This window comes from Zavarzinia sp. (assembly GCF_041650655.1).
GTDB lineage: Bacteria > Pseudomonadota > Alphaproteobacteria > Zavarziniales > Zavarziniaceae > Zavarzinia.
In genome coordinates this window covers 24,792-51,260 of sequence record NZ_JBAZKR010000021.1, presented here as the reverse complement: position 1 = coordinate 51,260, position 26,469 = coordinate 24,792, and the positions used below count along the sequence as shown (strand labels likewise).

Sequence of the window (26,469 nt, the reverse complement as noted above, 5' to 3'; positions counted from 1 at the left end):
GACGGAAGGGGAGGCGCGGCTGTTCGGCCAGGTGCTCGACGCCGACGACATGTCGACAAGACGCCGGGTCGGCTACATGTCGCAGTCCTTCTCGCTCTATGGCGAGCTGACCGTCTTGCAGAACCTTGAGTTGCACGCCCAGCTGTTCCATCTCGATCCCGAAGTGGCGAGGAAACGCATCCGCGAGGTGCTGGGCGATTTCGATCTGGTCGAGGTCCGCCACAGCCTGCCGGACGACCTGCCGCTCGGTATCCGCCAGCGCCTGCAGCTGGCCGCCGCCGTGCTGCACGGGCCGGACATGCTGATCCTCGACGAGCCAACCTCGGGCGTCGATCCCGTGGCGCGCGACCAGTTCTGGCGCTTCCTCGTCGATCTCGCCCGCAACAAGGGCGTCACCATCTTCATCTCGACCCATTTCATGAACGAGGCGGAACGCTGCGACCGCATCTCGCTCATGCACGCGGGCAAGGTGCTGGCGGTCGGGGCGCCGGCCGAACTCGCCCGTTCCAAGGGCAGCGCCCGGCTCGAAGACGCCTTCATCGCCTATCTCGAGGAAGTGGCCGAGACGCCGCCGCCCGAGGAATTGGGCGAACAGCTCGCGGTCGAGGCCGGCGATTCCACCAAGGCGCGCTGGTTCAGCCGCAAGCGCTGGTGGGCCTATGCCCGGCGCGAGACGATGGAGATCCTGCGCGATCCGATCCGTCTCACCTTCGCGCTGCTCGCCCCGATCCTCCTGATGATCACTTTCGGCTATGGCATTTCATTCGACGTCGACGATCTCGCCTACGGCGTCGTCGACATGGACCAGAGCCGCGAGAGCCGGGCCGTGCTCGACGCCTTCGCCGGCAGCAAAACTTTCCACCTGGGCGGCGAATTCACCAGTTCGGCCGAGGCGGAAAGCCACCTGAAGGACGGCACCCTGAAATTCGTGGTCGAGATTCCGCCCGATTTCGGCCGCGACCTGATGGAGAGCCGGCAACCCGAGATCGCCGTCTGGATCGACGGCGCCATGCCCTTCCGGGGCGAGACCACGCGGTCCTACACCAAGGCGGCGATCGCCCAGCGGCTGCAGGTGATCGCGGCGGAACAGGGGGTGGCGCTCGCCACCGACGCCTTCTCGGTCGTGAGCCGCTTCCGCTACAACCAATCCTTCAAGTCGGCCCCGGCGATCGTGCCGGGCGTCGTCATGCTGATGCTGGTGCTGATCCCCGCCATGATGACCGCGGTCGGCGTGGTGCGCGAAAAGGAAACGGGCTCGATCGCCAACTTCCGCTCGACCCCGGTGACACGCTTCGAGTTTCTGACCGGCAAGCAGGCGCCCTATGTCGCGATCGCCATGGTGTCCTTTTCGGCCATGCTGGTGCTCGCCGCCTTCCTGTTCAACGTGCCGGTGAAGGGCTCCTTCCTGGCCCTGGTCGGCGGCACCTTCGCCTATCTGGTGGCCACGACCGGCTTCGGCCTCCTGGTCTCCTCCTTCACCAAGTCGCAGCTCGCCGCGATCTTCGCCACCGCCATCATCGCCATCATCCCGGCGGTGAATTTCTCCGGCCTTCTGGTGCCCGTCTCTTCGCTCTCGGGCGGCGGGCGGATCTTCGGCCTGCTGTTCCCGGCCGGCTGGTATCAGCAGATCAGCGTCGGCGCCTTCACCAAATCGCTCGGCTGGCTCGACCTCTGGGAGAACCATGCCGCCCTGGTCGGCTTCGCCGTGGTCTACATCGTGGCGTCGATGATCACCCTCTCGAAGCAGGAGCGTTGAGATGAGGGACCGGATCGCCACCATCTTCCGCCTGGGCATCAAGGAACTGCGCTCGCTTCGGGCCGATCCGGTGATGCTGTTCCTGGTCTTCTACACCTTCACCATCGCGATCTATACGGTCGCCACGGGGGCGCGTTTCGACGTTCACGATGCCGCCGTCGCGGTCGTCGACGAGGATCATTCGGCGCTCTCCTTCGCGATCGCCGATGCGATCCGGCCGCCGCAGTTCAAGGCACCGGTCGAGATCGACGCGACCGCGGTCGACCGCGCGCTGGACGAGGGGCGTTACGTCTTCGTGATCGACATTCCGCCCAAGTTCGAGAGCGACGTGCTGGCCGGACGCCGGCCCGACCTGCAGATCAACATCGACGCGACCGCCATGACCCAGGCGGGCAACGGCCTCGCCTATCTGCGCTCGATCCTGTCGGACACGGTGGCCAAACGCCTCGCCCACGACATGCCGGCGGCGGGGGGGCCGATCAACCTGGTGACCCATGCCAGGTTCAACCCGAACCTCGCCTCCGAATGGTTCACGCCGGTGATGCAGGTGATCAACAATGTCACCATCCTGACCGTGATCCTGACCGGCGCCGCCTTCATCCGCGAGCGCGAGCACGGCACGATCGAACACCTGCTGGTCATGCCGGTGCGCCCGATCGACATCATGCTGGCGAAGGTCTGGGCCAACGGGCTGGTCATCGTGGTCGCCGCGATTCTCTCGCTGCTCGTCATCGTGCGCTGGATGCTGGGGGTGCCGCTGGCGGGTTCGGTGCCGCTCTTCATCGCGACGACCGTGCTCTATGAATTCTCGGTCGCCACCATGGGCATATTGCTGGCCACCTTCACCACCTCGATGCCGCAGTTCGGCCTGCTGGCCCTGCCCATCCTGATCGTGATGAACCTGCTCTCGGGCGCCACCACGCCGATGGACAGCATGCCGGTCTGGCTGCAGACCATGATGCAGGCCTCGCCCTCGACCCATTTCGTGGCGGCGGCCCAGGCCGTGCTCTATCGCGGCGCCGGGGTCGGCGTGATCGCCGACCGGCTGCTCGCGCTCGCCGGCATCGGCGCCCTCTATTTCGTGGTCGCCGCCACCCGCTTCCGTTCGACCCTGTCCTCGATGCGGAGCTGATCTTAAGGGTTGGGCTTGGTCCCGCCACCGAGCCCGCCCGGGGCGAAGACCCCGCCGTAGGGCGTCGACGGGGCGGGGGCGGGGGCCGGAGCTGCCGGCGTGCCGCCGAGGCCGCCGGGGGCGAAGACGCCGCCGTAAGGGGTCGAGGGCGCGGGGGCGCTGCCGCTGCTCTCCGGTGCCGGTGCCGCGGGCAGCCGCTGTTCGTCGAACAGGCGCTGCTGTTCGCGCCGCTTGGCGTCCAATATGTCCTGCTGGCAGGCGCTGCTGTCGTAATGCGAGCCCTCGTAGATCGCGACGCCGACCACGGCGGCCAGGATGGCGCCCACGGTGGCAGGGTGGCGCAGGAAGGCTGCGGCCGGATTGCCCAGGATGCGCTGGGCCGCGGCCCCGCCCTGGGCCAGCGCATTGGCGCGGCGCTGCCAGGCTTCGTGCACGATCGCGCCGAACAGGGTGGTGGCGATGATCACCACGGCGACCGCCGAGATCGAAGGATCGATGCCGAGCCGGACCTTGGAGGCGAGTTCGGTGGTGAAGGTGCTCTCCGCCACGATCGAGAACACCGTGGTGTTGTAATTCTCCAGCGAGGCGAGGAAGGCCAGCACCGCGCTCGAGAAGATCGCGGGACGCAGGAAGGGTAGCAGGATCTTCACGAAGGCCTGGCCCGGCGTCGCCCCCATGTCGAGCGCCGCTTCCATCAGCGTGTGGTCGAAGCGCTGGATGCGGGCCATGAACACCAGCATCGAATAGGCCGAGATGAAGCAGACCTGGCCCAGAATGGTCAGGAAGAAGCCGTTGAAGAAGACCGAGTCGAAGCCGAAGCCGAGACCGCCGCCGATCTTGCCCCAGAACAGCAGGGTCGAGATGCCGATCACGATGCCCGGCATCAGGATGGGCGAGATGAAGACGGTATAGAGCATGCCGCGCAGCCGAGGACCGACCTCGGAGAGGGCGAGCGCCGCGGCGAGGCCGACCGGTGTCGCGACGAGCACGACGCCGGCCCCGATGAAGAGCGAATTGCCGAGCCCGTGGACCAGCTTGGCGTCGGCCGCCAGCTTGCCGAACCAATCGGTGGTGAAACAGTCCCAGGGCACGATCCGGGGGAAGGACGACGAGTTGAAGGCCGTCACCACCATGATGATCAGCGGCCCGAACAGATAGGCGAAGAACAGCAGGCAGAAGGTCGCGGTGCCGAAGCGGACGAGGGCGGACGACGTCATCGGCCGATCTCCCCGATCTTCACCTTGAAGACGCGCATCATCAGGAAGGTGAACAGGATGCAGACGGCGACCAGGATCACCGCATAGGCCGAGCCGCGCGGCCAGTTCGACGCCTCGTTGAACCACTGGTAGACGAGCTGGGTGAACCACAGGTTGGACGGCCCGCCCAGGATCTGCGGCGCTGCCAGGGCACCCGTTGTCAGCATGAAGACCATGGTGCAGCCCGATGCGATGCCGGGCTTGGCCATGGGGATCACCACCCGCCAGTGGATGCGCCACCAGCTCGCCCCCATGTCGCGCGCCGCCTCGATCTGGTTGCGATCGAGGGCTTCGATCGCATTGTAGATCGGGAAGATCATCAGGAGGATGTAGGCATAGGTGAGCCCGGCGTAGAGGGCGACATCTTCCCGGATGAAGTCGATCGGCTCGTCCCAGAAGCCGAGCGCCTGGCCGAGGCCGTTCACGAGGCCGGTCGCGCCGAAGATGATGCGGAAGGCGAAGGCGCGCAGCACCTCGTTCACCCAATAGGGCACGATCAGGCCGATCACCATGAGCCGCGCCGCCGCCGGCCGGGCGCCGTGCGCCAGCACGAAGGCGATCGGGTAGCACAGCACCACGTCGAAGATCGTGACGATCACCGAGGCGAGCACCGTCTTCACCATGATCATGACGTGGAGCGCGTTGAAGCTGCCGTCGTTGCCGAACAGGAAATAGGCGTAGTTCGAGAGCGTGTAGACATCCTTCGGCCCGCCACGCTCGGCCGGCGGCAGATTGTGGCCGAAGGAAATCTCGACCATGGCGATCTGCGGCAGCACGATCAGCACGAAGACCCAGAGGCTGACCGCGATGGTGACGAAGAGGCCGACGCCGGTGCCGTAGCGGGCGAACAGCGGCTTGATGTCCTGGATCAGGCGCATCGTCTCACCCCTTGGCCAGCGGCCCGTCGGGCAGCACCAGGGCGCTCTCGACGTCGAAGGTCACGTCGATCGGGCCGTCGCCGAACTCGGCCAGGCGGCCGTCGTTGACCAGCATCATGCGCAGCCGCTGGCCCGCCGCCTCGAGCAGCAGGTGGCGGGCATTGCCCTCGAATTCGTCGCCGATCCGGCTGGCCTTGATCACATTGGCGCCGTCCGCCCCCGGCCGCATCTGTTCGGGACGGACGAAGAGCAGGCAGGCATCGCCCGGCTGGTAATGGCGCCCGCCGGCGGCGATGCCCCGGAACCTCAGCCCGTCCGCCGCCTCGATCTCGACCACGAGGTCGTCCCGCGCCGTGACCTTGCCCGGGATCGCATTGGTCTCGCCGACGAAGGAGGCGACGAAGGCGGTCTTTGGCTTGTCGTAGAGGGTGACCGGGTCCGCCACCTGTTCGATCACGCCCCGGCTCATCACCGCGACCCGGTCGGACATGGTCAGTGCCTCGCCCTGGTCGTGGGTGATGTAGATGAAGGTCAGGCCGACCCGGCGCTGGATCTCGCGGAGTTCCGTCCGCATGTGCTGGCGGAGCTTGAGGTCGAGGGCGGAGAGCGGCTCGTCCAGCAGCAATATGTCGGGCTGCACGGCCAGGGCGCGGGCGATCGCGACGCGCTGGCGCTGGCCGCCGGATAATTCGGTCACCCGCTTCTCGCCCTGGCCGGGCAGGGCGATCAGGTCCAGCAGTTCGTCGGCGCGTTTCCGCCGTTCCTTCTTGGAGATGCCGCGCACCTCGAGCGGGAAGGCGATGTTGTCGGCCACCGACATCAAGGGGAAGAGGGCGAGATTCTGGAAGATCAGCGCGGTCGGCCGCTTGTTGGGGCCGACCCCCTTCATGTCCTGGCCGCCGATCAGCACGCGGCCCTCGCTCGGCTGGACGAAGCCGGAGACGCAGCGGAGCAGGGTGGTCTTGCCGCAGCCGGAGGGGCCCAGGAACGAGAAGAATTCGCCGCCCGCTATTTCGAGATGGGCGTTGTCGACCGCCAGATAGTTGCCGAAGCGGATCGAGACATGATCCAGGGTGACGTTCTTGGTCATGCACGCATCCGTTCGCGTCGGGTTACAAGGGGACGGGTGACATTACAGAAAACATCCGGACCGGTGCGCCCCCCGCACCGGTCCGGACTGCCGTCACGCGCTCTTGAACTTGTTGACAAATTCCGCGCGCTTTTCGGCATACCAGGGCTGTTCCGGCGGCCAGGGGTTCAGCTTGGCCAGGGCGTCGCCGGGATAGGCGTCGGCGAAATTCTTGGCATAGACGTCGCCGCCGAATTTCTCCGCCCCGATGACCGGGGAATTGTAGCCGTGGGTCTTGATCGCCGTGCCGGCCAGCTCGGGGTCGTAGCAGGCTTCGATGAAGGCATAGACCTGGTCGATGTTCTTGGCCCCGACCGGCAGGGCCATGCCGTCGACCCAGGCCATGGCGCCTTCGACGGGGGCGCGGTACATCACCGGCTCGCCCGCGGTCTTGAGCGCGATCGGCGGGCCGTCCCAGGTCTGGCCGACGATCACGCCCTCGTTCAGGAGGCCGTTCTTCTGGGTGTCGGCGTCGTCCCAGAGCAGCTTCAGGTTCTTCTTCTTCGAGATGCAGTATTCGGTCAGCTTGGTCCAGGTCTCGGCCATCTTCTCGGGCGTCTTATAGGCTTCCCACATGGTGCCCGGGGCCCATTTGCCGGCATGTTCCAGGGCGAGGCCGGCACCCAGCATCACGGAATGGCCGCGGCCCATGGTCTTGCCCGCGTTGGCGTCGTCCCAGATATCGCCGTAGGAGGGGAATTCGCCCGCCGGCTTGAACTTGTCGGTGCGCCAGGCGACGCCCTCGGTGCCCCAGATGTGCGGGATCCACATCTGGCCCTTGCCGCCGAAATTCCAGTTGGTCTCGCCCGCCTTGGCCATGGCGGGGTTCACCTTGTCGATCGCGATCTTCTTCATGTCGAAGGGCTGGGTCAGGCCCAGCGGCTCCCACAGCGGCGAGCGATTCATGGTCGGGGTGATGATGTCGAAGCCCTGACCGTTCGTCGCCTTCATCTTGTTCAGGATGTCGTCGTTCGAACCGATGCCGGTGAAATTGATCTTGATGCCGGTTTTCTTGGTGAAGGCGTCGCGGAAGGAGTCGGGCAGATAGTCCGACCACATCATGATGTCGATCTCGCCCGACGAGGCGAGGGCGCTGCGCCGCACGATGGCGGGCGCGCCGAGAATGACGCCGCCCGCGGCGACGCCCTTCAGCACGGAACGACGGCTGATGCCCCTGTCCATGCGTTTCTTGGATGCCATGACCCACTCCTTCCCCTGGATGCGCCTGCTCGCTGTCCGCCGCAGGATTGGTGCGGCGCAAAAACGCTAGGTCGAGAGAGCGAAGCGGTATTAGATCCACAGGAAGAATTCTTTGGTGCCAGGAACCGGGAATGAGTCTGCTGGACCGCTATTTCATCGAGCCCCTGGACCGCAGGCGCGGATTGCAGCAGCAGGTGCACGAACGCCTGGTCGAGGCGATCCTGGACGGCGGCGTGCCCCCGCACGAACCCCTGCCGCCGACGCGCGACCTGGCGGAGCAGATCGGCGTCTCGCGCAACACGGTGGTCCTGGTCTACGAGCGGCTGGTCGAGGACGGCTATCTCACACCGGTGAAACGCCGCGGCCATTTCATCAACGAGCAATATGTCCGCCAGCAGCTCACCGTGCCGTCGGCCTTCCGCCCCTCGGCCCTGTTCCGCGGCGACGAGGCGGAGGGCAAGGCCTGGGCGGAACGCCTGCGCCTCCATCCCTCGCTGAACCGCAACATCGTGAAGCCGGCCAATTGGCGCGACTTCCGCTATCCCTTCATCTATGGCCAGGTGACCACGGACAAGATCTCGATCGCGCGCTGGCGCGACTGCACCCGTCTCGCCGGCACGCCCTATCACGCCAATGCCTGGGTCGGCGACCTGATCGACGCCGACGACGCCCTGCTGGTCGAACAGGTGATCTCCCGCGTGCTGCCCCAGCGCGGCCTGAAGGCCCGGCCGGAGGAAGTGCTGATCACCATCGGCTCGCAGAACGCGCTCTACATGGCGGCGAACCTGCTGGCCGGCCCCGGCGTCCGCGTCGGGGTGGAGGATCCCGGCTATGTCGATGCGCGCAACATCTGGCGTGTCACCGGGGCGGAGCTTGTACCGCTCTCGGTCGACGGCAACGGTATCGTGGTGGACGAGCGGCTGGGCGGCTGTTCGATCGTCTATGTGACGCCCAGCCACCAGTCGCCGACCAGCGTGACCATGACCCTGTCGCGCCGGCTCGCCCTGGTCGAGGCGGCCCGCCAGCGCGATCTCCTGCTGGTCGAAGACGATTACGAGCACGAGCTGAATTTCATCGGCGCCCAGCGCGGCGCCTTGAAGAGCTTCGACAATTCGGGCCGCACGATCTATCTGGGCTCGCTCTCCAAGGCGCTGTTCCCCGGGCTCCGGCTCGGCTTCGCGGTGGCGCCCGAACCCCTGATCCGCGAGATGCGGGCACTGCGCCGCCTCATGTATCGCCACCCCTCCGGCCTCGATCAGCGGGCGATGGCGATCTTCATCCTCGAAGGCCATCTCGACGCCCATATCCGGCGGAGCCGCGACCAGCTCGCCCGCAAATGGACCGTGATCAATCGCGAGATCGGCCAGCTCCTGCCCGATTGCCGGCCGACCGTGACGACCGGCGGTTCCTCGGTCTGGCTGCGCCTGCCGGCGGGCATCGACTGCTGGGATCTGCAGCGTGCCGCCGCGCGCCGCTCCGTGCTGATCGAGCCGGGCGACATCCATTTCCTCTCCGAAGACGCGCCGCGCAATTTCATCCGCCTCGGCTTCGCCGCCCTGGGCCTCGAGCAGATCGCGCCGGGCCTCGCCGAACTACAGCTCGCGATCGATGATCTGCGCCGCGGGGGGCCATGAGCGAAAGGGGCTGGCGCGGACCCGCCCGGCTTGGCACCCTGCGCCCCGTTAACGAATTATCGGGGAGAGACGCATGACTTCGGCCGACATCCTGTTCCGCCCGTTCGACGTGAAGACGCTGCACCTGAAGAACCGGGTGGTGATGGCGCCGATGACGCGCGATTTCTCGCCGAACGGCGTGCCGGGGGACAATGTCGTCGCCTATTACCGCCGGCGAGCGGCGGGCGGCGTCGGCCTGATCATCACCGAGGGCACGACGATCGATCATCCCGCCGCCTCGGGCTCGGACAGCTACCCGCGCTTCCACCATGATGCGCTGGACGGCTGGGCCAAGGTGGTCGCTGCGGTGCACGAGGAGGGCGGCAAGATCGCCCCTCAGCTCTGGCACCTCGGCATGATGCGGAACCCCAAGCAGGTGTTCAATCCGGAGGTCGCCAGCGTCGGCCCCTCCGGCCTCAAGGTCCCGGGCAAGCTGGTCGGCCATGCGCTCTCGGAGAGCGAGATCGCCGATATCATCGCCGCCTTCGCCAAGGGCGCGGCGGACGCCAAGCGCCTCGGCTTCGATGCCGCGGAATTCCACGGCGCCCACGGCTATCTGATCGACCAGTTCTTCTGGGACGGCACCAATGTCCGGACCGACGCCTGGGGCGGTGATCTGGTCGCCCGTGCCCGCTTCGGCCTCGAGGTCGTCAAGGCGGCGCGGGCCGCCGTCGGCCCCGACTTCCCGCTGATCCTGCGCCTGTCGCAGTGGAAGCAGCAGGACTTCACCAAGCGCCTGGCCGACACGCCGGCCGAATGGGAAGCCTTCGTCACCCCCTTCGTCGATGCCGGGGTCGATGTCTTCCACTGCTCGACCCGGCGCTTCTGGGTGCCGGAATTCGAGGGCTCGGACCTCAACCTGGCGGGCTGGACCAAGAAATTCACCGGCAAGCCGACCATCTCGGTCGGCTCGGTCGGCTTGAACGGGACAGAGGATTTCATCGCCGCCTTCCGGGGCGAGGGGGCGGCGGTCGCCGGCCTCGACGACCTCGTCGCGCGCATGGAACGGGGTGAATTCGACCTGGTCGCGGTCGGCCGCGCCCTGCTCGCCAATCCCGACTGGGCCAATCTGGTGCACGCCGGCCGCTACGCCGACCTCAAAGCCTTCGGCCCGCAGTATCTGACCGAACTGGTCTGAAACGGGGGCCGTACCCCACTTCGTCATGGCCGGGCTCGACCCGGCCATCCACGATTACTCGCTGCCGACTGTGTTCGCGTGGATGCCCGGGACGAGCCCGGGCATGACGGTTTGGGGAGTATCCGGGCGGCTCAGCGCGCCTTTTCTTCCTTCAGCGAGGGCAGGAAGATCGTCAGGATGCCCAGCGCCGGCAGGAAGCTGCACAGCTTGTAGACATATTCGATCCCCGTCGTGTCGGCGATGTCGCCCAGCACGGCGGCCCCGAGGCCGCCAAGGCCGAAGGCGAAGCCGAAGAACAGGCCGGCGACCATGCCGACCCGGCCCGGCATCAGCTCCTGGGCATAGACCACGATCGCCGAGAAGGCGGACGACAGGATCAGACCGATCGCGATCGACAGCACGCTGGTCCAGAACAGGTCGGCATAGGGCAGCGCCAGGGTGAAGGGCAGCACGCCCAGGATCGAGCCCCAGATCACATATTTCCGCCCGATGCGGTCGCCGATCGGCCCGCCCGCGATGGTGCCCACCGCGACGGCGCCCAGGAAGATGAACAGGCGCACCTGGGCTTCTTCGATCGAGAGGTGGAAACGGTCGATCAGGAAGAAGGTGTAATAGCTCTGGAAGCTCGACATATAGATGAACTTCGAGAACATCAGGGTGATCAGGATCGCGATCGCGGTGGCGACCCGCCGGCGCGACAGCACGACACCGTCGACCGCGGCGCGCTTCGGCTTGCCGGCCGAAAGACGGCGCGGACCGTACCATTGTCCGACCTGCCATAGCACGGTCATGCCCAGCAGGGCGACGGCGGTGAACCAGCCGACCGCGCTCTGCCCGTTGGGCAGGATCACGAAGGCGGCGACCAGGGGACCCACGGAAGAGCCGAAATTGCCGCCGACCTGAAACAGCGACTGGGCGAGCCCATGCTGCCCGCCGGAGGCGAGCCGGGCGACGCGCGAGGATTCCGGATGGAAGATCGACGAGCCGACGCCCAGCATGGCGGCACCTGCCAGCACCATGGGATAGGACCCGGCCTGCGAGATGACGGCGAGGCCGGCCAGCGTGCTGCCCATGCCGACCACCAGCGAATAGGGCTTCGGATGCCGGTCGGTATAGATCCCGACGATCGGTTGCAGGATCGAGCCGGTCATCTGATAAGTCAGGGTGATCATGCCGATCTGGCCGAAGTCGAGGGCGAAATTCCCCTTCAGCATCGGATAGATCGCCGGCAGCAGCGACTGCATCAGATCGTTCAGGAGATGGCAGAAGGAGATCGCCAGCAGGATCGCATAGGCGGTCCCCGCCGTATCGGCCGCGGCCGGCCCGGCGCGATTGGCCGTGGTGTCGCTCAAGTCGTCCTCCCATCCTGCCGAGGCGGCAGCAGCATTTCCCGAGGCGCTGCATCTTATTATGCTTGCAAAGACCTTCTATCGACGGCGGGTCTGTTTCTTTCGCGAGTGGGCCATGGTCCGGAATGTCAGCATTGCAGAATATGAAGCCGTGCCGCGGGCGGTGCTGGCGGTCGGCAACGACTATCCGGCCGGCTACGAGCGCGAGCCGCACAGCCACCGGCGCGGCCAGCTCCTCTATGCCATCTCGGGCGTGATGCTGGTCGGCGCCGCCGGGGGCACCTGGCTGGTGCCGCCGGACCGGGCGGTGTGGATCCCGCCGGGCATCGTGCACAGCATGCGCTCGACCGGCGCGCCGCTCGGCACCCGGAGCCTGTTCATCGAGCCCGAGGCGATCGACGGTCTGCCGGAGGATTGCCGGGTGGTGCGCATCACTGCCCTGATGCGCGCCCTGATCCTGGAGGCGGTCGACCTGCCCCTCGAATACGACATGGAGGGGCGGGGCGGCCTCGTCATGAACCTCCTTCTGCACGAACTGCGCAGCCTGCCGACCGTGCCGGTCAGCCTGCCGATGCCGGGCAGCGGGCCGTTGGTCGAACCGTGCCGGCGCTTCGCCGAGGCGCCGGATCCCCATGCCTCGATCGACGACTGGTGCCGGGGGCTGGGCATGAGCCGGCGCAGCTTCACCCGCCTGTTCCGCGAGGCGACCGGCCTGAGCTTCCAGCAATGGCGCCAGCGCGCCTGCCTGATGGCGGCGATGCCGCGGCTGGGCGCCGGGCTGTCGGTCACCACTGTCGCCCTCGACCTCGGTTACGACAGCCCTGCCGCCTTCACCACGATGTTCCGCCGCATCCTGGGCGAGGCGCCGAGCCGCTATTTCCGCCATGCCGCCGAGGGGTCTTTGTCGCACGCCGAAGCGTGATAGGCTCCCCCGCCCCAACGAACGACCGATCATGCCCTTCCGATCCCTGCGCGACTTCATCGAACGCCTCGAATCCGCCGGCCGCCTGGTGCGGGTGACCGAGCCGGTCTCGACCGTGCTCGAAATGACCGAGATCCAGACCCGGCTGCTGGCCGAAGGCGGCCCCGCCGTCATCTTCGAAAAGCCGATCCGGGCCGACGGTACCATGTCGCCCTATCCCGTCCTGGTGAATCTCTTCGGCACGGTCGAGCGGGTCGCCTGGGGCATGGACCGCGAGCCGCACCAGCTCCGCGAGGTGGGCGAGACGCTGGCCTTCCTGAAGCAGCCGGAACCGCCGGGCGGGCTTCGTGAAGCCTGGGCCATGCTGCCCCTGGTCAAGACCGTGATGGCGATGAAGCCGAAGACGGTGGGCGGTGCGCCGGTCCACGAGGTGGTGCTGACCGGCGATCAGGTCGATCTTTCCGACTTGCCGGTGCAGAGCTGCTGGCCGGGCGAACCGGCGCCGCTGATCACCTGGCCCCTGGTGGTGACCAAAGGCCCGGGCGAGGGGCGGGAGGACAGTTTCAACCTCGGCATCTACCGGATGCAGGTGACCGGCAAGAACACCACCCTGATGCGCTGGCTGAAGCATCGGGGCGGCGCCCAGCACTACCGCCGCTGGGCGCAAGAAAAGCGCGAACCCCTGCCGGCTGCCGTGGTCCTGGGCGCCGATCCGGGCACCATCCTGGCGGCGGTGACGCCGGTGCCGGATACGCTGTCCGAATATCAGTTCGCCGGCCTGCTGCGCGGCCAGAAGGTCGAGCTGGTCGACTGCAAGACCGTGCCGCTCAAGGTCCCGGCCCAGGCCGAGATCGTGCTCGAAGGCTATGTCAGCCTGGACGATTTCGGCGACGAAGGTCCCTACGGCGACCATACGGGTTACTATAATTCGGTCGAGCCTTTCCCGGTCTTCACGGTGACCGCGATCACGCGGCGGCGCGACCCGATCTATCTCTCGACCTTCACGGGAAGGCCGCCGGACGAGCCGAGCGTGCTCGGCGAAGCCTTGAACGAAGTCTTCATACCGCTGCTCGTCCAGCAGTTCCCGGAGATCGTCGACTTCTGGCTGCCGCCCGAGGGTTGCTCCTACCGGATCGCCGTGGTCTCGATGAAGAAGGCCTATCCGGGCCATGCCAAGCGGGTGATGATGGGCGTCTGGTCCTTCCTGCGCCAGTTCATGTACACGAAATGGGTGATCGTCGTGGACGACGACATCGATGCGCGGAACTGGAAGGATGTGATGTGGGCGATCTCGACCCGCATGGACCCGGTGCGCGACGTCACCCTGATCGAAGGCACGCCGATCGACTATCTCGACTTCGCAAGTCCCGAATCCGGCCTAGGCGGCAAGATCGGTCTCGACGCCACCAACAAATGGCCGCCCGAGACCAAGCGCGAATGGGGCACCAAGATCCGCATGGACGACCATGTGATCGAGCGGGTGGACAAGATGTGGTCCCGTCTCGGCCTGCCCGGCACGGGCAAGCCGATCTGGAAATAGGGTCAGACCGTCGGATCGCCCGGGCGGCCGATGGTGGCGACGCGGAGGATGTTGGTCGCGCCGGAAGTGCCGAAGGGCACGCCGGCGGTGATCACGATCTGATCGCCCGGCACGGCGAATTCCTGCACCGCCGCGGTCGCCCCGGCACGCTGCACCATCTCGGCGAAATTCTTCACGTCGTCGGTGACCACGCAGGTGAGGCCCCAGGCGAGAGCCAGACGGCGCGCGGTGTCGAGACTCGGGGTCAGCACCAGGATCGGCGTCTCCGGCCGTTCCCGCGCGGCACGCAGCGCGGTCGAGCCCGTGGAGGTGAAGGTGACGATGCAGGCCGCCTTCACCGTGGCGGCGACTTGGCGGGCAGCGGCGGTGATGGCATCGGCCGTGGTCTCGCCCGGGCTCTCGCGCTGGGCGTGGATCAGGCGGTCGTAGACGATGTCGCGCTCGGCCTGTTCGGCGATCCGGCTCATGGTCGCGACGGCTTCGCGGGGGAAGCTGCCGGCAGCCGATTCGGCAGACAGCATCACGGCGTCGGCGCCGTCGTAGACGGCGGTGGCGACGTCCGAGACTTCGGCCCGGGTCGGCACCGGGGCGGTGATCATGCTCTCCAGCATCTGGGTCGCGACCACGACCGGCTTGCCGGCGGCCCGGGCCTTGGCGGTCAGGCGCTTCTGGATGCCCGGCACGGTTTCGAGCGGCAGTTCGACGCCGAGGTCGCCGCGCGCCACCATGATGGCGTCCGACTCGGCCAGGATGCCGTCGATCTGTTCGACCGCCGAAGGCTTCTCGATCTTGGCGAGGACGCCGGCCCGGCCCTGGACGATCGCCTTCAGGGCGGCGACGTCTTCGGGCTGTTGGACGAAGGAGAGGGCGATCCAGTCGACCCCGATTTCCAGCGCGAAGTCGAGATCGCGCAGGTCCTTCGGCGTCATGGCGGCGAGCGGCAGGATGGCGTTCGGGACGTTGACGCCCTTGCGGTCGGAGAGCCGCCGGCCCTCGACGATGCGCGCCTCGGCGCGTTCGCCTGTCGTCGTCTCGATCATCAGGCGGACGCGGCCGTCATCCAGCAGAAGCTCGGTGCCGGGCCGCATGGCGGCGAAAATCTCGGGATGTGGCAGGCAGACCCGGCTGGCGTCGCCCGGTGTCTCGTCCATGTCGAGGGTGATGCGGTCGCCCGGGGCGACCTCGATGCTGCCGGCGGCGAAGCGCCCGATGCGCAGTTTCGGTCCCTGCAGGTCGGCCAGGATGCCGATCGGCCGGCCCAGCTCCGCCTCGACCGCGCGCACGGCGGCAAAGCGGGCGCGATGGTCGTCGTGGCTACCGTGGCTCATGTTCAGGCGGAAGACGTCGGCCCCCGCCTGATAGAGGGCCTTGATGGTCTCGCTGTCGGACGAGGCGGGACCCAGGGTGGCGATGATGCGGGCGCGGCGGCTTCTGAATTTTTTCATGGGCCGAAGGGTAACGCCGCCATCGTGTCGCCGCCACGGCCAATCGGTGACGGAACGTTGACCAAAATGACGCGGAAATCATTCACGTTTGTCCGCGTCGGGCCGGTTTCCACCAAGTCGCCGAGGGCGGCGAAGAAGTCGGCTGAGCGGTTCTGCGCCAGCATGGCCGCGGCATCCATCCCGGCCGCCTGCGCCCGGGCCAGGGTCGTGGGATCGATCCGGGCGCCGGCGTCGGCCGCCGTGCCGTCGATCCCGTCGCTGTCGCAGGCGAGCGCCATGATGTCCGGGGCGCCGCCCAGGGCCAGGGCGAGACCCATCAGATATTCCTTGTTGGGCCCGCCGGCCCCGTCGCCCGCGACGGTGACGGTGAGTTCCCCGCCGGAGATGATGGCGGTCGGCCCGCCGCCCGCGACCGCGGCGGCGATCATGGCGTGCGCGGCGCCGACCTGGCGCGCTTCACCCTCGATCCGGTCGCCCAGTTCGATCACCCGGAGCCCGGAGGCGCGTGCCGCCGTCGCAGCCGCCGCCAGCATGTCGGCCGGGCGGAGGATCAGCCGGGCCTGCGAGCGGGTGAGGCGGGGCTCGCCCGGCTTCGGCGTCTCAGCCGCCGGATCGGCCAGGTGGCGGCGTACGGCGGGCGGCGGCTCGATGCCCCACCGGGCCAGGATCGCCGCCGCCTCGGAAAGGGTGGAGGGATCGGGCAGGGTCGGGCCGGAGGCGACCAGCGCCGGATCGTCGCCCGGCACGTCGGAGACGATCAGGGCCTCGACCGCGGCGGGATGGGCAGCGAGGGCGAGCCGGCCGCCCTTGATCGCCGAGAGGTGTTTGCGCACGACGTTGATCTCGCCGATCGGGGTTCCGGCGCGGAGCAGGGCGCCGGTCACCGCCCGTTTGTCCGCGAGCGAGAGGCCGGGGGCCGGCAGGCTCATCAGCGCCGAACCACCGCCCGAGATCAGGGCGACCACGAGATCATCCGGGCCGAGGCCGCCGACCTTCTCCAGGATGCGAGCGGCGGCGGCAGTGCCGCCACCGTCGGGCAGGGGGTGGCCGGCCTCGATCACCTCGATCCGGCGGCACGGCAGGCCGTGGCCGTGGCGGGTCACCACGAGGCCGCCGAGCGGGCCGTCCCATTCGTCTTCGAAGGCGGCGGCCATGGCAGCGGCGGCCTTGCCGGCGCCCACCACGACGGTCCGCCCGCGCGGGCGTCCGGGCAGGTTGCGGCGGGTCGCGGCGCCGGCGTCGGCCCCGGCGAGGGCGGCCTGGAAGAGCGAGTCGCGAAGGTCTCCGTCCATGGCTCAGCCTGCCCGCCGGGCGACCAGGATGCCCGCCATGATGAGGCCGGCGCCCAGGGCCTGGACGGGCCCCAGCGCCTCGCCCAATACGACCCAGCCGAGCAGGGCGGCGGACAGCGGTTCGACCAGGATGACCAGGGACGACAGGCCGGCAGGCAGGTGGCCCATCGCCTCGGCGATCAACCCCTGGCCCGCCGCCTGGGACACCCAGGCGAGGCCGAGCAGGACGGCGAAACCGTGCCAACTGGTAGGCAGGATCGATTCGCCCGAGATCAGCGCGATGACGAGCAGGCCGAGTGCCGTCACCATGCTGGACCAGAGCATCAGGCGGGCGGCATCGATCCGGTGCCGCAGGTCCTTGACCGCCAGCAGATAGGTGCCGAAGAAGAAGGCGGTGACCAGGGCGAGCCCGTCGCCCAAGGCATGATCGGCGCCGATCGTGAAGGAATCGGCGATCAGGCAGGCCGCACCGCCGACCGTGAGGGCGAGGCCGGCAAGGAACACCGGCCGCGGCTTCTCGCCGAACAGGGCCCATGCGCCGAAGACCACGAAGACCGGGGCGAAATTGGCGAACAAGGTCGAATTGGCGACCGAGGTGAAATGGATAGACCAATGCCAGGTGGCGAGGTCGCCGGTGAACAGGAGGCCGGCGATCAGCAGGCGCCGGCGCGAGCCTGCGGGCAGCGCCGGACTGGCGTTGCCGCGCTTCGCCGCGACCTGCGCCCAGGCCCAATAGAGCGGCAGGGCGAGGGTGAGGCGCCAGAAGCCGGTCGCCGTCGGCCCCAGTTCCGAGAGGCGGACGAAGATTGGCGAGCAGCCGATGGCGGCGGCGCCCGCCACCAGGGCGGGCAGGGCCCAGGTGGGCGCGGGGGCCGAAGGGGCCGAAGTGGCGGTGGACGCGGTCATGGCCGCGACTTATAGCCTCACGCCGCCGGGCCGCCTATGGCGATCGGGGAAATGCGGGCTTGTGCCCGGCGCCGGTCTCGCTACCCTCTCGCGCGGGTGCAACGGTTCGGGTACAGCGGTTTGGGAGGGCGTGTGAGCACGGCATTATCGCCGGTGACGGCACCGGCCACCGCCTGGTGCCTGAGCGAGGGCCACGCCGGCATGGAGACCCAGGTGGTCGGCCTGGCCGAAGCACTGGGCCTTTCCTACGAGACCAAGCGGGTGCGCGCGCGCCGGCCCTGGGACTGGCTGCCCGGCCGCCTGTGGTTCCGTCCCTTGGCGGCACCGACGGCGGACAGCGATTCCCTGCAGCCGCCCTGGCCCGACGTGGTGATCTCGACCGGCAATGTCGCGGCCCCCCTTGCCGTCGCCATCAAGGCGGCCAGCGGCGGGCGCACGCGCCTCGTCCACCTGCAAAATCCCAAGATGGCGCTCGGCCTGTTCGACGTCGTCGTGGCGCCGCGCCACGACCGTCTGTCCGGGCCCAATGTGATCGAGACCAGGGCCGGGCTGCACCGCGTCACACAGACCAAGATCCAGGCCGGGGCGGACCAGTGGCGCGACCGATTCGCCCATATGCCGCGGCCCCTGATCGGGGTTCTGCTGGGTGGCTCGAACCGGCGCTACCTGCTCGACCGGCGCACCGGGGCCGAACTCGGGGCGAGGCTCGCCGCGGCGGCGGCTGCCGTCGGTGGCAGTCTCGCCGTGACGCCGTCACGCCGCACCGGCCCCCCGGCGATGGAGGGCCTGCGCGAGGCGCTGGGCGACCGGCCGCGCTTCATCTGGGACGGCAAGGGCGACAATCCCTATTTCGGCCTGCTCGGCCTCGCCGATCATCTGGTGATCACAGCCGATTCGGTTTCGATGATCTCGGAAGCGCTGATCACGGGAAAACCCGTGCATGTCGCACGCCTGCCCGGGCGCTCGCGCCGGCTCGGCCGCTTCGTCGACGATCTCGTCGCCGATGGTTACGTGCGCTGGTTCGACGGGCGTTTCGACGCCTGGCATTACGAGCCGCTGGACGAGATGCCCCGCATCGCGGCCGAAGTCAGGCGGCGCCTCTTTCCGTGATCGCGTCGAGCCGGTCCAGGGTGGCCGCGACCACCGTGTCATAGAGGGCCAGGCGCTGCTCGATGGCGCCGGGTGGCAGCGGCACCGGCCCGTCCAGGCGGATGCTGCGGGCGACCGTGGTGATGCCCGCGGCGCCCAGTTGCGACGCCATGCCCTGGATCGTGTGGGCCGCCTCGCGGACGTGGAAGGCGTCGCCGGCGGCGACGGCGCGATGCAGTTTCTCGCTCTCCTCCGCCAGGGTGACGCGGAAGGAGCCGATCAGTTCGGCGATCGCGATGTCGCTCATCACGTCGCGCAATTCGTCGATGGCGCGGCGGTCGAAATCCGGATTGGCAGGGCCGAGGCGCAGCAGGTCGGCGGGCAGGGCGGCTTCCGCGGCGGCGGACGGCGCAGCCGATGCCGCCGGCTTGTTGGTGTCGAGCAGCCGGCGCAGGGTCGCCTCCAGCGCCTTCCAGTCGACCGGCTTGGTCAGCAGGGCGTCGACGCCCGAGCGCAGATAGACTTCCTTGTCCGCCGGCAGAGCGTCGGCGGTCAGGGCGACCACCGGGACAAGGGCGGCATTGCCTTCGAGGGCGCGGATATGGCCGAGGGCGGTCGGCCCGTCCATCACCGGCATCCGCATGTCGAGCACGATCAGGTCGAAGGGCCGGGCGGCATGAGCTTCCAGCGCCTTGCGGCCGTTCTCGACCGTGGTGACGTCGAAGTTGCGGCGCTTCAGTTGCTCCTGGATCAGGAAGCGGTTGATGTCGTTGTCTTCGGCCACCAGGATGCGCGGCAGGGTCTCTGCCGCCGGGACCTGGACATCGGCAGGGGGCTGGGGGCGCACCGTGGCTGCCACCACGGAGGCGGAGGGCCGGGCCGGGCTCAAGCCGGCGCGCAGATGGGCGGTGAACCAGAACAGGCTGCCCTGGCCGATCGCGCTGGCGACACCGATTTCGCCCCCCATCGCTTTGACCAGGCGTCGGCAGATGGCGAGGCCGAGGCCGGTGCCGCCGAAACGCCGCGAGGTCGAGGCATCGGCCTGCACGAAGGGTTCGAACAGCATGGCCTGGGTCGCGCTGGATATTCCGACCCCGGTATCCTGGACCTCGAAATGCAGGGTCTCGGGACTGGCGGGCAGGCGGTTGATGCGCACCGTGATCTCGCCGTCGTCGGTGAATTTCGCGGCATTGCCGACCAGGTTGGAGAGGACCTGCCGGAGCCGCGCCGGGTCGCCGTGCAGCCAGCGGGGCACGTCGTCGGCGATCACCGCCCGCAGCGTGATCTTCTTTTGTTCGCAGCGTGCGCGGAACAGGTCGACGGTCGAGTTCACGACGTCGTCCAGGTTGAAGTCGATCGCCTCGATGGCGACACCGGCCGACTCGATCTTGGAAAAGTCGAGGATGTCGTTCAGGACGTCGAGCAGGGCATTGGCGGAGGTATTCAGGATCTGGGCGTATTGCGCCTGTTCGCGGTTGAGCGGGGTCTGGCGCAGCAGGTCGAGCGTGCCGATGACGCCGGCCATCGGGGTGCGCAGTTCGTGGCTCATCATGGCGAGGAAGCGCGACTTGGCACGGTTCGCCTCGTTCGCCTGGTCGCGCGCCAGGGCGAGGTCGACGCGGTTGCGCTCGAGGTCGCGGAGCCGGCGGTAAAAGGCGACGGCACCGATGCCGAGGACGCCGAGGAAGGCGAAGAAGACGGTGATCGAGCTCCACTTGGCCTGCCACCAGGCGGCCGCCAGTTCGCCCCGTGCCACCGTCACGGCGATCGAAAGGCCGGTGCCGGGGACCGGGGCGCTGGCGCCGACGCGGGACCCGTCGGCCGGATGGGCAGCTTCGTCGGCCGCCACCATGTCGCCGCCTGACGGGTTTCCCGGCTGCAGGCTGTCGGTGGCGGTCCGCGCGACGATGCGGCCCCGGTTGTCATAGAGCGTGATGATGGAGGTCTCGCGGCGCCGGTAGGTGTTGAAGATGTCGGCGAAGTAGCTGGGTCGCAGAGCGGCGACCACCAGGCATTCCGGTCCCGCCCCCTTGGGCAGGCGGAGTGCTACGGGCACGACGGGCGCGCCATCGGCTGTGGTCAGGGCGATGCCTGCCACCGGCCTGCCCGAGCCGGCGACAGGGGGGGGCGAGAGCCACTGCGGGTCGGCCAGGCGGGGCGGCAAGTAGCGGCCGCCGCCGGCTGCGGCGACCAGGGCGCCCTCCGGGTCGTAGATTCCGATGTCGGCCACGGCGGCGCGCGCGTCCACCACCACCGAGAGGGCGTTCTGCAAACTCCAAGGGTCGGCGATGGGGCCGTCCGGCCCGGTCCGCTCGACGGCGATGCGGGTGCCGGCCAGGATGACCGCCTCGACCACTTCCAGGCTGCGGGCGGTCATCAGGGCACCCACGCCGGCGCCGCTGCGCAGGCTGTCGTCACCCTGGCCGATCGCGATCTGCCGCTCGACATAAAGATTGCCCAGGAAAGCCAGGACCAGGGCGAGTAGCACCAGGGCGATGCGCAGCATGAGCTGGCGCGGCCGCACCGGGCGGCGTCCCTTGTCCCGCTGGACTTTCATGACGGATCGTCGGTCAGATACATGCTGACAAATCTGGTGGACAAAGGTTAACCAACCCTCAGCGAGTGAGGGAAAGGGGAAGAGTGAATGGACGATGCAACGCGGACGATCCTCGAGGCTGCGGCTTTTCGCCGCTTGGTCGAGCATCTGCGCGCCCATACCGAGGTTCAGAACATCGACCTCATGAACCTCGCCGGCTTTTGCCGGAACTGCCTGTCCAACTGGCTGAAGGACGCGGCCGACGCAGCGGGCGTACCGCTATCGAAGGACGAAGCCCGCGAGGCGGTCTATGGCATGCCCTACGAGGAATGGAAGCGGTGCCATCAGACCGAGGCGACGCCCGAGCAGAAGGCGCTCTTTGCGGCTAAAGGCGGAGCGTGAGGCCATGGCGGAGCCGGTGCTGGAAGCCTAAGCTGCCGCCCATGCCGAGTAGTTTCTGGAGTGCGGGCGAATCGGATGAGCGGGAGAGCCCCGCGGCGTCGCTGACCAAGGCGGCGGCGGGTGCACCGTTGCGTCTGCGCACCCTCGTCCTGCTGCGTTGGCTCGCGATCGGCGGTCAGGTGGGGGCGCTGATCGTCGTCTCGGCGGTGCTGGGCTTTCCGTTGCCGGTCCCGGCGATCGTCATCCCGGTGCTTGCCTCGGTGCTGGTCAATATCGTGCTCCAGCTCGTCTATCCCGCGAGCAAGCGGCTGACCGAGCGCGAAGCCTATCTCTATCTCGCCTATGACGTGCTACAGCTCGCCGCCCTGCTCTATTTGACGGGCGGCCTGCAGAACCCTTTCTCGTTCCTGATCCTGGTGCCGGTCACCATTTCGGCCACCATCCTCGAGCTGGGGCTGACCATCGGCCTCGGTGCGCTCGCCCTCGCCTGCATCACCATCCTGTCGATCTTTCACCTGCCGCTGCCCTGGCGGGGCGACCCAGTCGACTTCGATCCGGTCTATCTGCTCGGCATCTGGGCCAGCCTGGCGCTCGGCATGGTCTTCATCGTGACCTATGCTTGGCGCGTTGCGGCCGAGGCGCGGCGTCTGTCCAGCGCCGTCGCCGCGACCCAGGACGCGCTCGCCAAGGAGCAGCAACTCTCCGCCCTGGGGGCGCTCGCCGCCGCGGCGGCGCATGAGCTGGGCACGCCGCTCGCCACGATCGCCATCGTGGCCGGCGAGCTGGCGGACGAATTGGGCGACGGCCCCCATGCCGACGACATCGAGATCCTGCAATCCCAGACCCGGCGCTGCCGCGAGATCCTGTCGCGCCTGTCGCGCCGGCCGGAGGACATGCGCGACACGACCTTCTCGATCCTGCCCCTGACCGCGCTGGTCGAGGCGGCGGCGGCGCCCCATATCCGGCGTCATGTCCGCTTCTCGCTCGAGATCGCGGGCAGCGGCCCCGAACCGCAGGTGAAGCGTAGCGCCGAGATCATCCACGGCATCGGCAATCTGGTCGAAAACGCCATGCGCTACGCGGCCGATCAGGTGGTGATCGTGGCCGATTGGGACGCCGACGAAGTCGTTGTCGCGGTCAGTGACGACGGCCCGGGCTTTCCGATCGAAGTCCTCGAATCCCTGGGCGAGCCCTATGTCACGACGCGGACCGGCGAAGGGCTCGGCCTCGGCGTCTTCATCGCCAAGACGCTGCTCGAGCATTCGGGTGGCAGGATCAGCTTCTTCAACCGGGTCGACGGTGGTGCCGAGGTTGCGATTCGCTGGCCCCGGCGCATATTGGACGTTGGAAATGCGGTGGTCGCCGCGGCTGCGACCATTCCCACAGAAAGTCGGGAAGTGAGATGACCATGGATATGATTTCGGCTCCCGGGCAGGTGGATGCCAGCCGGACCCTGCTGCTGGTCGACGACGACGATACCCTGCGCGAACGGCTGGCACGGGCACTGGCCAAGCGCGGTTATGCCGTCACCACGGCGGGTTCGGTCGCGGCCGGCATCGCTGCCGCGCGGACCAATCCGCCGCGCTTTGCGGTCTGCGATCTCAGGCTGGCCGACGGCAACGGGCTCGACGTGGTGGCGGCGATCCGCGAGACCAATCCCGATGCCCGCATCGTCATGTTGACCGGCTATGGCAATATCGCGACCGCGGTCGCCGCGGTGAAGGCGGGGGCGGTCGACTATATGGCGAAGCCCGCCGATGCCGACGACATCGACGCCGCCCTCCAGGCCGACGGCGACGAGAAGCCGGAACCGCCGGAACGGCCGATGTCGGCCGATCGCGTGCGCTGGGAACACATCAACCGGATCTATGAATTGTGCGAGCGGAACGTCTCCGAGACCGCCCGCCGGCTCAACATGCACAGGCGCACCCTGCAGCGCATCCTGGCCAAACACTCGCCGCGCTGAACCCGGCCAGGCGCCGGCCGGGCGCAAGGCCCGGCCCGCGTCGGTCCGTCGGGGTCAGCGGTTGTGGCCCTGGGGGTAGACGGTGTCGTCGGCCGCAACCGTGGCCGACGTCACGCCCGAGCTGGCGGTGACAGCCTGCTGGCCCTGCTGGGTGATCGGGGGCAGGCGGAAGGCGTCGCCTTCCTGGGCACGGGCGGCGTAGGCGCCGGTCGAGCCGATGCTGGCGATGGCGAGGGCGCCGAGGGCGGCGATCAGGCGGATCGAAGTGGTCATCACGTTTCTCCTTGGTTTTCGGTAGGGATCAGTTGTCGCGGCCGACCGGATAGTCGCTGTCGACCTGAGTGGCGGCGTTGGACGTGCCGGAGCTGGAGGTTGCCTTCTGGATCTGCGGGGCCTGCTGCTGAGGCGCCTGGCCCGTGATCGGGGGCAGGCGGAAGGCGTCGCCTTCCTGGGCACGGGCGGCATAGGCGCCGGTCGAGCCGATGCTGGCGATGGCCAAGGCGCCGAGGGCGGCGATGATGCGGGACGTGGGGGTCATCGAAGTCTCCTTACTCTTTCCTGTCGGGCGTTGCGGGCGTCGCTCCCTCGTCGGGGTGGCCTCGCTGCCTGTTGAAGAGATGGGGATGTCGAACCTCGAAAAATCAGATATATTTTCGGCAATTATCATCTGGAATTCAGATGGGTCTTGCCGATGAATATCGAGCCCTTTTCCCTGGACCAGCTGCGCGTCTTTTCGGTCGTGGTCGAGACCGGCAGTTTTTCCGCCGCGGCCAAGCGGTTGCAGCGGGCCCAATCGGCGGTTTCCTATGCGATCGCGGCGCTCGAAGGGCAGCTCGGCATCGGGCTGTTCGACCGTTCGGCCAAACGCCCGCAACTGACCCGGGCCGGCCAGGCCCTGCTGGCCGATGCCCGCGCGGTGCTGGCCAAGGCGGATGCCTTCCTGGCCCGGGCCGCCGGCTTCGGGCGCGGCGTCGAGGCCGAGGTCTCGCTGGTGGTCGACGTGCTCTATCCGGGGCATCTGCTGCCGTCCGTCTTCGCCGAGCTGCGCGCGGCCTATCCGACCGTGGCCATTCGCCTGGAGATCGAGGCACTGGGGGCGGTCACCGAACGGGTGGTCGGGGGCGCCACCCAGATCGGCATTTTCGAGGGCACGGTACACGACGGCACGGGGCTGTCCGCGACCGCGCTCCACGCCGTGCGCCTGGTGCCGGTGGCGGCGCCCGGCCATGCGCTGGCCCAGGTCACGGGCACGATCGAGACCGACGTCGCGGCCGAACATGTCCAACTCGTGCTGACCGACCGCAGCCGGGTGACCGAAGGCCGCGACTTCGATGTCATCAGCCGTCAGCCCTGGCGGCTCGGCGATCTCGCCACCAAGCGCGCCATGCTGCTGGCCGGGACCGGCTGGGGCACCATGCCCATGCATCTGGTCGCCGCCGATCTGGCCGAAGGGCGCTTGGTGCGCCTGCGCATCGCCGGCTTCCCGCCCGAAGGAACCAGCCATCCGCTGTTCCTGGCCCGGCGCACCGACCGCGCCCTCGGGCCGGCCGGCCTCTGGTTGTGGCAGCGGCTGCTTTCCCATGATTCAGCCCGAATTTGATCAAAGAAACAGATATGTTGCGCGCAATCTACAGCGCTCTCGCCGTGGATCGGTCCCGATCGCGGTATCCGGGGGCGGCCGCCGGGCACAGCGTAAGTACCCGTTATCAAATGCTAAACTGGTACGAGGCCAATATTGACGTTAGGTTTCGGAACGGGGCTGGGTCGGCCGGCCCGCCGTCAATCCGCTGGGGACTGCGATCGATGCTGCGATGGTTGGGGCTGGCTGCCGGGGTGATGCTTCTCGGGGGATGCGCGGTCGGATATGACGTCGATGCGCCGGTCCAACCGGCCGCCGCGGCGGCGACCCCGGTCGGGGCGAAATTGGCGGGCCGTTACCTGCTGGTCATCCGGGCCGAGCCGCTGAGCGGCGCCGTCGCCCCTTCGGCCTATCACTGCAATGCCGATTACCTGACGCTGGATGCAGCCCCCGCCTTCCGCCAATCGGTCGAGAGCCAGATCCGCCAGATGGTCGCTTCGGTCGAGCTCGGGCCGGCGCCGCTGTCGACCGCCGAGCTGCGGGCCCAGGGCTTCGACGGGCAGATCGTGGTCGACGCCCTGCCGCTCGACCTCGGCCTCGATTTCGAGCGGCGCTTCTGGTTCGAGCGGCGCTACTTCATCGAATTCTGGCACGCTGCGTCGACCGCGGAGATCGACGTCGCCGCCCGCATCTCGCTGCAGGACCGCAGCGGCGCGATGTGGCAGACGCGGGTCGCCGCCGAGCGGACCTGGCGGAACGGCGACGGCTTCGAATTCGCCTGCGACAACGGGGCGGAAGCGCTGGGCACCACCACCCATGACGCCCTGGTTGGGCTCAATGCCGCGATCGCCGAGCGTTTCGCTTCCCTCGGTGCCGGCGCGCCCCATTGGCTCGCGGTCGACGGCGCGGGCCAGCCGGTCTCGGACTTGGCGGCGGCACTCGCCGGCAAGACTTTCTATTTACACACCACCGCGGGCGAGCCCGTCTCCGTGGTCGACTATTTCGATCCCAACTGGCGCTTCGTGCGGCGGGCGGGGCGTTGCGACCGGGTCGGCAGCTGGTCGGTCCGGGGCGGGACCGCGGGCGAGGAACTGTGCCTGAACCTGCCGGGCGAGAAGTCGAGCTGCTTTGCCGTCGCTGGCCTGCCGGAGGAACTCGCCTATGTGCCGCTGGACAGCGCGGACGAGCGCCCGGTGCTGACCGCCTGGAAGACGCGGGACGGCAACGGCGAGGAACTGGGCCTGGAGAGCCGTCACTGCAAGGCGGCGATCCCGTTCTGAC

Annotated in this window: 23 protein-coding genes; 12 read left to right on the top strand and 11 right to left on the bottom strand. The window is 68.3% G+C overall.

The window, feature by feature from the left end; translation table 11 throughout:
* Both WC493_RS06910 and WC493_RS06905 read left to right on the top strand, forming a co-directional pair.
* On the top strand, nt 1-1,756 hold a 1,756-nt coding region (locus WC493_RS06910; protein WP_373063912.1), incomplete at its 5' end, for an ABC transporter permease.
* Nucleotide 1,757: 1 nt separating this feature from the next.
* Complete coding sequence (locus tag WC493_RS06905) at nt 1,758-2,888, top strand: ABC transporter permease (RefSeq protein ID WP_373063910.1); 1,131 nt, start codon at nt 1,758-1,760, stop codon at nt 2,886-2,888.
* A gap of 2 nt (nt 2,889-2,890) precedes the next feature.
* Here WC493_RS06905 and WC493_RS06900 read toward each other — a convergent pair whose 3' ends face one another.
* The 4 genes from WC493_RS06900 to WC493_RS06885 form a co-directional block, all read right to left on the bottom strand.
* Nucleotides 2,891-4,105 (bottom strand): ABC transporter permease, encoded by a 1,215-nt coding sequence (locus WC493_RS06900; RefSeq protein WP_373063908.1) that lies wholly within the window; start codon nt 4,103-4,105, stop codon nt 2,891-2,893.
* Nucleotides 4,102-5,022, bottom strand: a complete 921-nt coding sequence (locus WC493_RS06895; protein WP_373063906.1) for an ABC transporter permease — start codon at nt 5,020-5,022, stop codon at nt 4,102-4,104. The genes WC493_RS06900 and WC493_RS06895 overlap by 4 nt, the downstream gene beginning before the upstream one ends.
* 4 nt (nt 5,023-5,026) lie before the next feature.
* Nucleotides 5,027-6,112 carry an ABC transporter ATP-binding protein gene (locus WC493_RS06890; protein ID WP_373063904.1) on the bottom strand — a complete coding sequence of 362 codons (1,086 nt, stop codon included), beginning with the start codon at nt 6,110-6,112 and terminating at the stop codon, nt 5,027-5,029.
* A gap of 93 nt (nt 6,113-6,205) precedes the next feature.
* Entirely contained in the window at nt 6,206-7,351 is a 1,146-nt protein-coding gene (locus tag WC493_RS06885) for an extracellular solute-binding protein (RefSeq protein WP_373063902.1), read from the bottom strand.
* A 131-nt stretch (nt 7,352-7,482) separates the two neighbouring features.
* Here WC493_RS06885 and WC493_RS06880 point away from each other — a divergent pair, with 131 nt between their 5' ends.
* Both WC493_RS06880 and WC493_RS06875 read left to right on the top strand, forming a co-directional pair.
* The gene (locus WC493_RS06880; protein WP_373063900.1) at nt 7,483-8,985 is read left to right on the top strand and encodes a PLP-dependent aminotransferase family protein; all 1,503 of its coding nucleotides are present in this window, start codon (nt 7,483-7,485) and stop codon (nt 8,983-8,985) included.
* Between the two features lie 73 nt (nt 8,986-9,058).
* The gene (locus tag WC493_RS06875; protein ID WP_373063898.1) at nt 9,059-10,162 is read left to right on the top strand and encodes an NADH:flavin oxidoreductase; all 1,104 of its coding nucleotides are present in this window, start codon (nt 9,059-9,061) and stop codon (nt 10,160-10,162) included.
* A gap of 131 nt (nt 10,163-10,293) precedes the next feature.
* Here WC493_RS06875 and WC493_RS06870 read toward each other — a convergent pair whose 3' ends face one another.
* Nucleotides 10,294-11,514 (bottom strand): MFS transporter, encoded by a 1,221-nt coding sequence (locus WC493_RS06870; protein ID WP_373063896.1) that lies wholly within the window; start codon nt 11,512-11,514, stop codon nt 10,294-10,296.
* Nucleotides 11,515-11,626: 112 nt separating this feature from the next.
* On the opposite strand from WC493_RS06870, the gene WC493_RS06865 reads away from it, so the two are divergent.
* Nucleotides 11,627-12,433 (top strand): helix-turn-helix transcriptional regulator, encoded by an 807-nt coding sequence (locus WC493_RS06865; protein WP_373063894.1) that lies wholly within the window; start codon nt 11,627-11,629, stop codon nt 12,431-12,433.
* A 31-nt stretch (nt 12,434-12,464) separates the two neighbouring features.
* Complete coding sequence (locus WC493_RS06860; protein WP_373063892.1) at nt 12,465-13,973, top strand: UbiD family decarboxylase; 1,509 nt, start codon at nt 12,465-12,467, stop codon at nt 13,971-13,973.
* Nucleotides 13,974-13,975: 2 nt separating this feature from the next.
* On the opposite strand, the gene pyk is transcribed toward WC493_RS06860, so the two are convergent.
* The 3 genes from pyk to WC493_RS06845 are packed head-to-tail and all read right to left on the bottom strand — an operon-like array spanning nt 13,976 to nt 17,616.
* Nucleotides 13,976-15,418 carry a pyruvate kinase gene (gene pyk, locus WC493_RS06855; RefSeq protein WP_373063890.1) on the bottom strand — a complete coding sequence of 481 codons (1,443 nt, stop codon included), beginning with the start codon at nt 15,416-15,418 and terminating at the stop codon, nt 13,976-13,978.
* Complete coding sequence (locus WC493_RS06850; protein ID WP_373063888.1) at nt 15,415-16,710, bottom strand: glycerate kinase; 1,296 nt, start codon at nt 16,708-16,710, stop codon at nt 15,415-15,417. The genes pyk and WC493_RS06850 overlap by 4 nt, the downstream gene beginning before the upstream one ends.
* Before the next feature lie 3 nt (nt 16,711-16,713).
* Nucleotides 16,714-17,616: a DMT family transporter gene (locus WC493_RS06845; RefSeq protein WP_373063886.1), complete on the bottom strand. Its 903-nt coding sequence runs from the start codon at nt 17,614-17,616 to the stop codon at nt 16,714-16,716.
* A 132-nt stretch (nt 17,617-17,748) separates the two neighbouring features.
* Between WC493_RS06845 and WC493_RS06840 the strand changes: the two genes are divergently transcribed.
* Nucleotides 17,749-18,726 carry a mitochondrial fission ELM1 family protein gene (locus tag WC493_RS06840; protein ID WP_373063884.1) on the top strand — a complete coding sequence of 326 codons (978 nt, stop codon included), beginning with the start codon at nt 17,749-17,751 and terminating at the stop codon, nt 18,724-18,726.
* On the opposite strand, the gene WC493_RS06835 is transcribed toward WC493_RS06840, so the two are convergent.
* On the bottom strand, nt 18,704-21,262 hold the full coding sequence (locus tag WC493_RS06835) for an ATP-binding protein (protein ID WP_373063882.1): 2,559 nt from the start codon (nt 21,260-21,262) through the stop codon (nt 18,704-18,706). The two genes, WC493_RS06840 and WC493_RS06835, sit on opposite strands and share 23 nt — an antisense overlap.
* An 87-nt stretch (nt 21,263-21,349) precedes the next feature.
* On the opposite strand from WC493_RS06835, the gene WC493_RS06830 reads away from it, so the two are divergent.
* From WC493_RS06830 to WC493_RS06820, 3 genes are read left to right on the top strand one after another with little or no spacing between them, the layout of a single operon-like run.
* Nucleotides 21,350-21,643: a DUF1244 domain-containing protein gene (locus tag WC493_RS06830; RefSeq protein WP_373063880.1), complete on the top strand. Its 294-nt coding sequence runs from the start codon at nt 21,350-21,352 to the stop codon at nt 21,641-21,643.
* Nucleotides 21,644-21,684: 41 nt separating this feature from the next.
* Entirely contained in the window at nt 21,685-23,049 is a 1,365-nt protein-coding gene (locus tag WC493_RS06825) for an ActS/PrrB/RegB family redox-sensitive histidine kinase (protein WP_373063878.1), read from the top strand.
* A gap of 2 nt (nt 23,050-23,051) precedes the next feature.
* The gene (locus WC493_RS06820) at nt 23,052-23,609 is read left to right on the top strand and encodes an ActR/PrrA/RegA family redox response regulator transcription factor (protein WP_373063876.1); all 558 of its coding nucleotides are present in this window, start codon (nt 23,052-23,054) and stop codon (nt 23,607-23,609) included.
* Between the two features lie 54 nt (nt 23,610-23,663).
* On the opposite strand, the gene WC493_RS06815 is transcribed toward WC493_RS06820, so the two are convergent.
* Nucleotides 23,664-23,882 carry a hypothetical protein gene (locus tag WC493_RS06815; RefSeq protein WP_373063874.1) on the bottom strand — a complete coding sequence of 73 codons (219 nt, stop codon included), beginning with the start codon at nt 23,880-23,882 and terminating at the stop codon, nt 23,664-23,666.
* A 28-nt stretch (nt 23,883-23,910) separates the two neighbouring features.
* A complete protein-coding gene (locus WC493_RS06810; protein ID WP_373063872.1) occupies nt 23,911-24,147 on the bottom strand; it encodes a hypothetical protein in 237 nt (78 codons plus the stop codon).
* A gap of 153 nt (nt 24,148-24,300) precedes the next feature.
* On the opposite strand from WC493_RS06810, the gene WC493_RS06805 reads away from it, so the two are divergent.
* Complete coding sequence (locus WC493_RS06805) at nt 24,301-25,209, top strand: LysR family transcriptional regulator (protein ID WP_373063870.1); 909 nt, start codon at nt 24,301-24,303, stop codon at nt 25,207-25,209.
* A gap of 323 nt (nt 25,210-25,532) precedes the next feature.
* On the top strand, nt 25,533-26,468 hold the full coding sequence (locus tag WC493_RS06800) for a hypothetical protein (RefSeq protein ID WP_373063868.1): 936 nt from the start codon (nt 25,533-25,535) through the stop codon (nt 26,466-26,468).
* Nucleotide 26,469 lies beyond the last annotated feature (1 nt).

Bases quoted from the DNA above. Each gene is read 5' to 3' on its own strand.
- WC493_RS06880 (WP_373063900.1), top strand. From the start codon at position 7,483: ATGAGTCTGCTGGACCGCTATTTCATCGAGCCCCTGGACCGCAGGCGC.
- WC493_RS06865 (WP_373063894.1), top strand. From the start codon at position 11,627: ATGGTCCGGAATGTCAGCATTGCAGAATATGAAGCCGTGCCGCGGGCG.
- WC493_RS06805 (WP_373063870.1), top strand. From the start codon at position 24,301: ATGAATATCGAGCCCTTTTCCCTGGACCAGCTGCGCGTCTTTTCGGTC.
- WC493_RS06885 (WP_373063902.1), bottom strand. From the start codon at position 7,351: ATGGCATCCAAGAAACGCATGGACAGGGGCATCAGCCGTCGTTCCGTG.
- WC493_RS06835 (WP_373063882.1), bottom strand. From the start codon at position 21,262: ATGAAAGTCCAGCGGGACAAGGGACGCCGCCCGGTGCGGCCGCGCCAG.
- WC493_RS06905 (WP_373063910.1), top strand. From the start codon at position 1,758: ATGAGGGACCGGATCGCCACCATCTTCCGCCTGGGCATCAAGGAACTG.
- WC493_RS06820 (WP_373063876.1), top strand. From the start codon at position 23,052: ATGGATATGATTTCGGCTCCCGGGCAGGTGGATGCCAGCCGGACCCTG.
- WC493_RS06895 (WP_373063906.1), bottom strand. From the start codon at position 5,022: ATGCGCCTGATCCAGGACATCAAGCCGCTGTTCGCCCGCTACGGCACC.
- WC493_RS06825 (WP_373063878.1), top strand. From the start codon at position 21,685: ATGCCGAGTAGTTTCTGGAGTGCGGGCGAATCGGATGAGCGGGAGAGC.
- WC493_RS06830 (WP_373063880.1), top strand. From the start codon at position 21,350: ATGGACGATGCAACGCGGACGATCCTCGAGGCTGCGGCTTTTCGCCGC.
- pyk (WP_373063890.1), bottom strand. From the start codon at position 15,418: ATGAAAAAATTCAGAAGCCGCCGCGCCCGCATCATCGCCACCCTGGGT.
- WC493_RS06875 (WP_373063898.1), top strand. From the start codon at position 9,059: ATGACTTCGGCCGACATCCTGTTCCGCCCGTTCGACGTGAAGACGCTG.
- WC493_RS06810 (WP_373063872.1), bottom strand. From the start codon at position 24,147: ATGACCCCCACGTCCCGCATCATCGCCGCCCTCGGCGCCTTGGCCATC.
- WC493_RS06900 (WP_373063908.1), bottom strand. From the start codon at position 4,105: ATGACGTCGTCCGCCCTCGTCCGCTTCGGCACCGCGACCTTCTGCCTG.
- WC493_RS06845 (WP_373063886.1), bottom strand. From the start codon at position 17,616: ATGACCGCGTCCACCGCCACTTCGGCCCCTTCGGCCCCCGCGCCCACC.
- WC493_RS06850 (WP_373063888.1), bottom strand. From the start codon at position 16,710: ATGGACGGAGACCTTCGCGACTCGCTCTTCCAGGCCGCCCTCGCCGGG.
- WC493_RS06815 (WP_373063874.1), bottom strand. From the start codon at position 23,882: ATGACCACTTCGATCCGCCTGATCGCCGCCCTCGGCGCCCTCGCCATC.
- WC493_RS06860 (WP_373063892.1), top strand. From the start codon at position 12,465: ATGCCCTTCCGATCCCTGCGCGACTTCATCGAACGCCTCGAATCCGCC.
- WC493_RS06890 (WP_373063904.1), bottom strand. From the start codon at position 6,112: ATGACCAAGAACGTCACCCTGGATCATGTCTCGATCCGCTTCGGCAAC.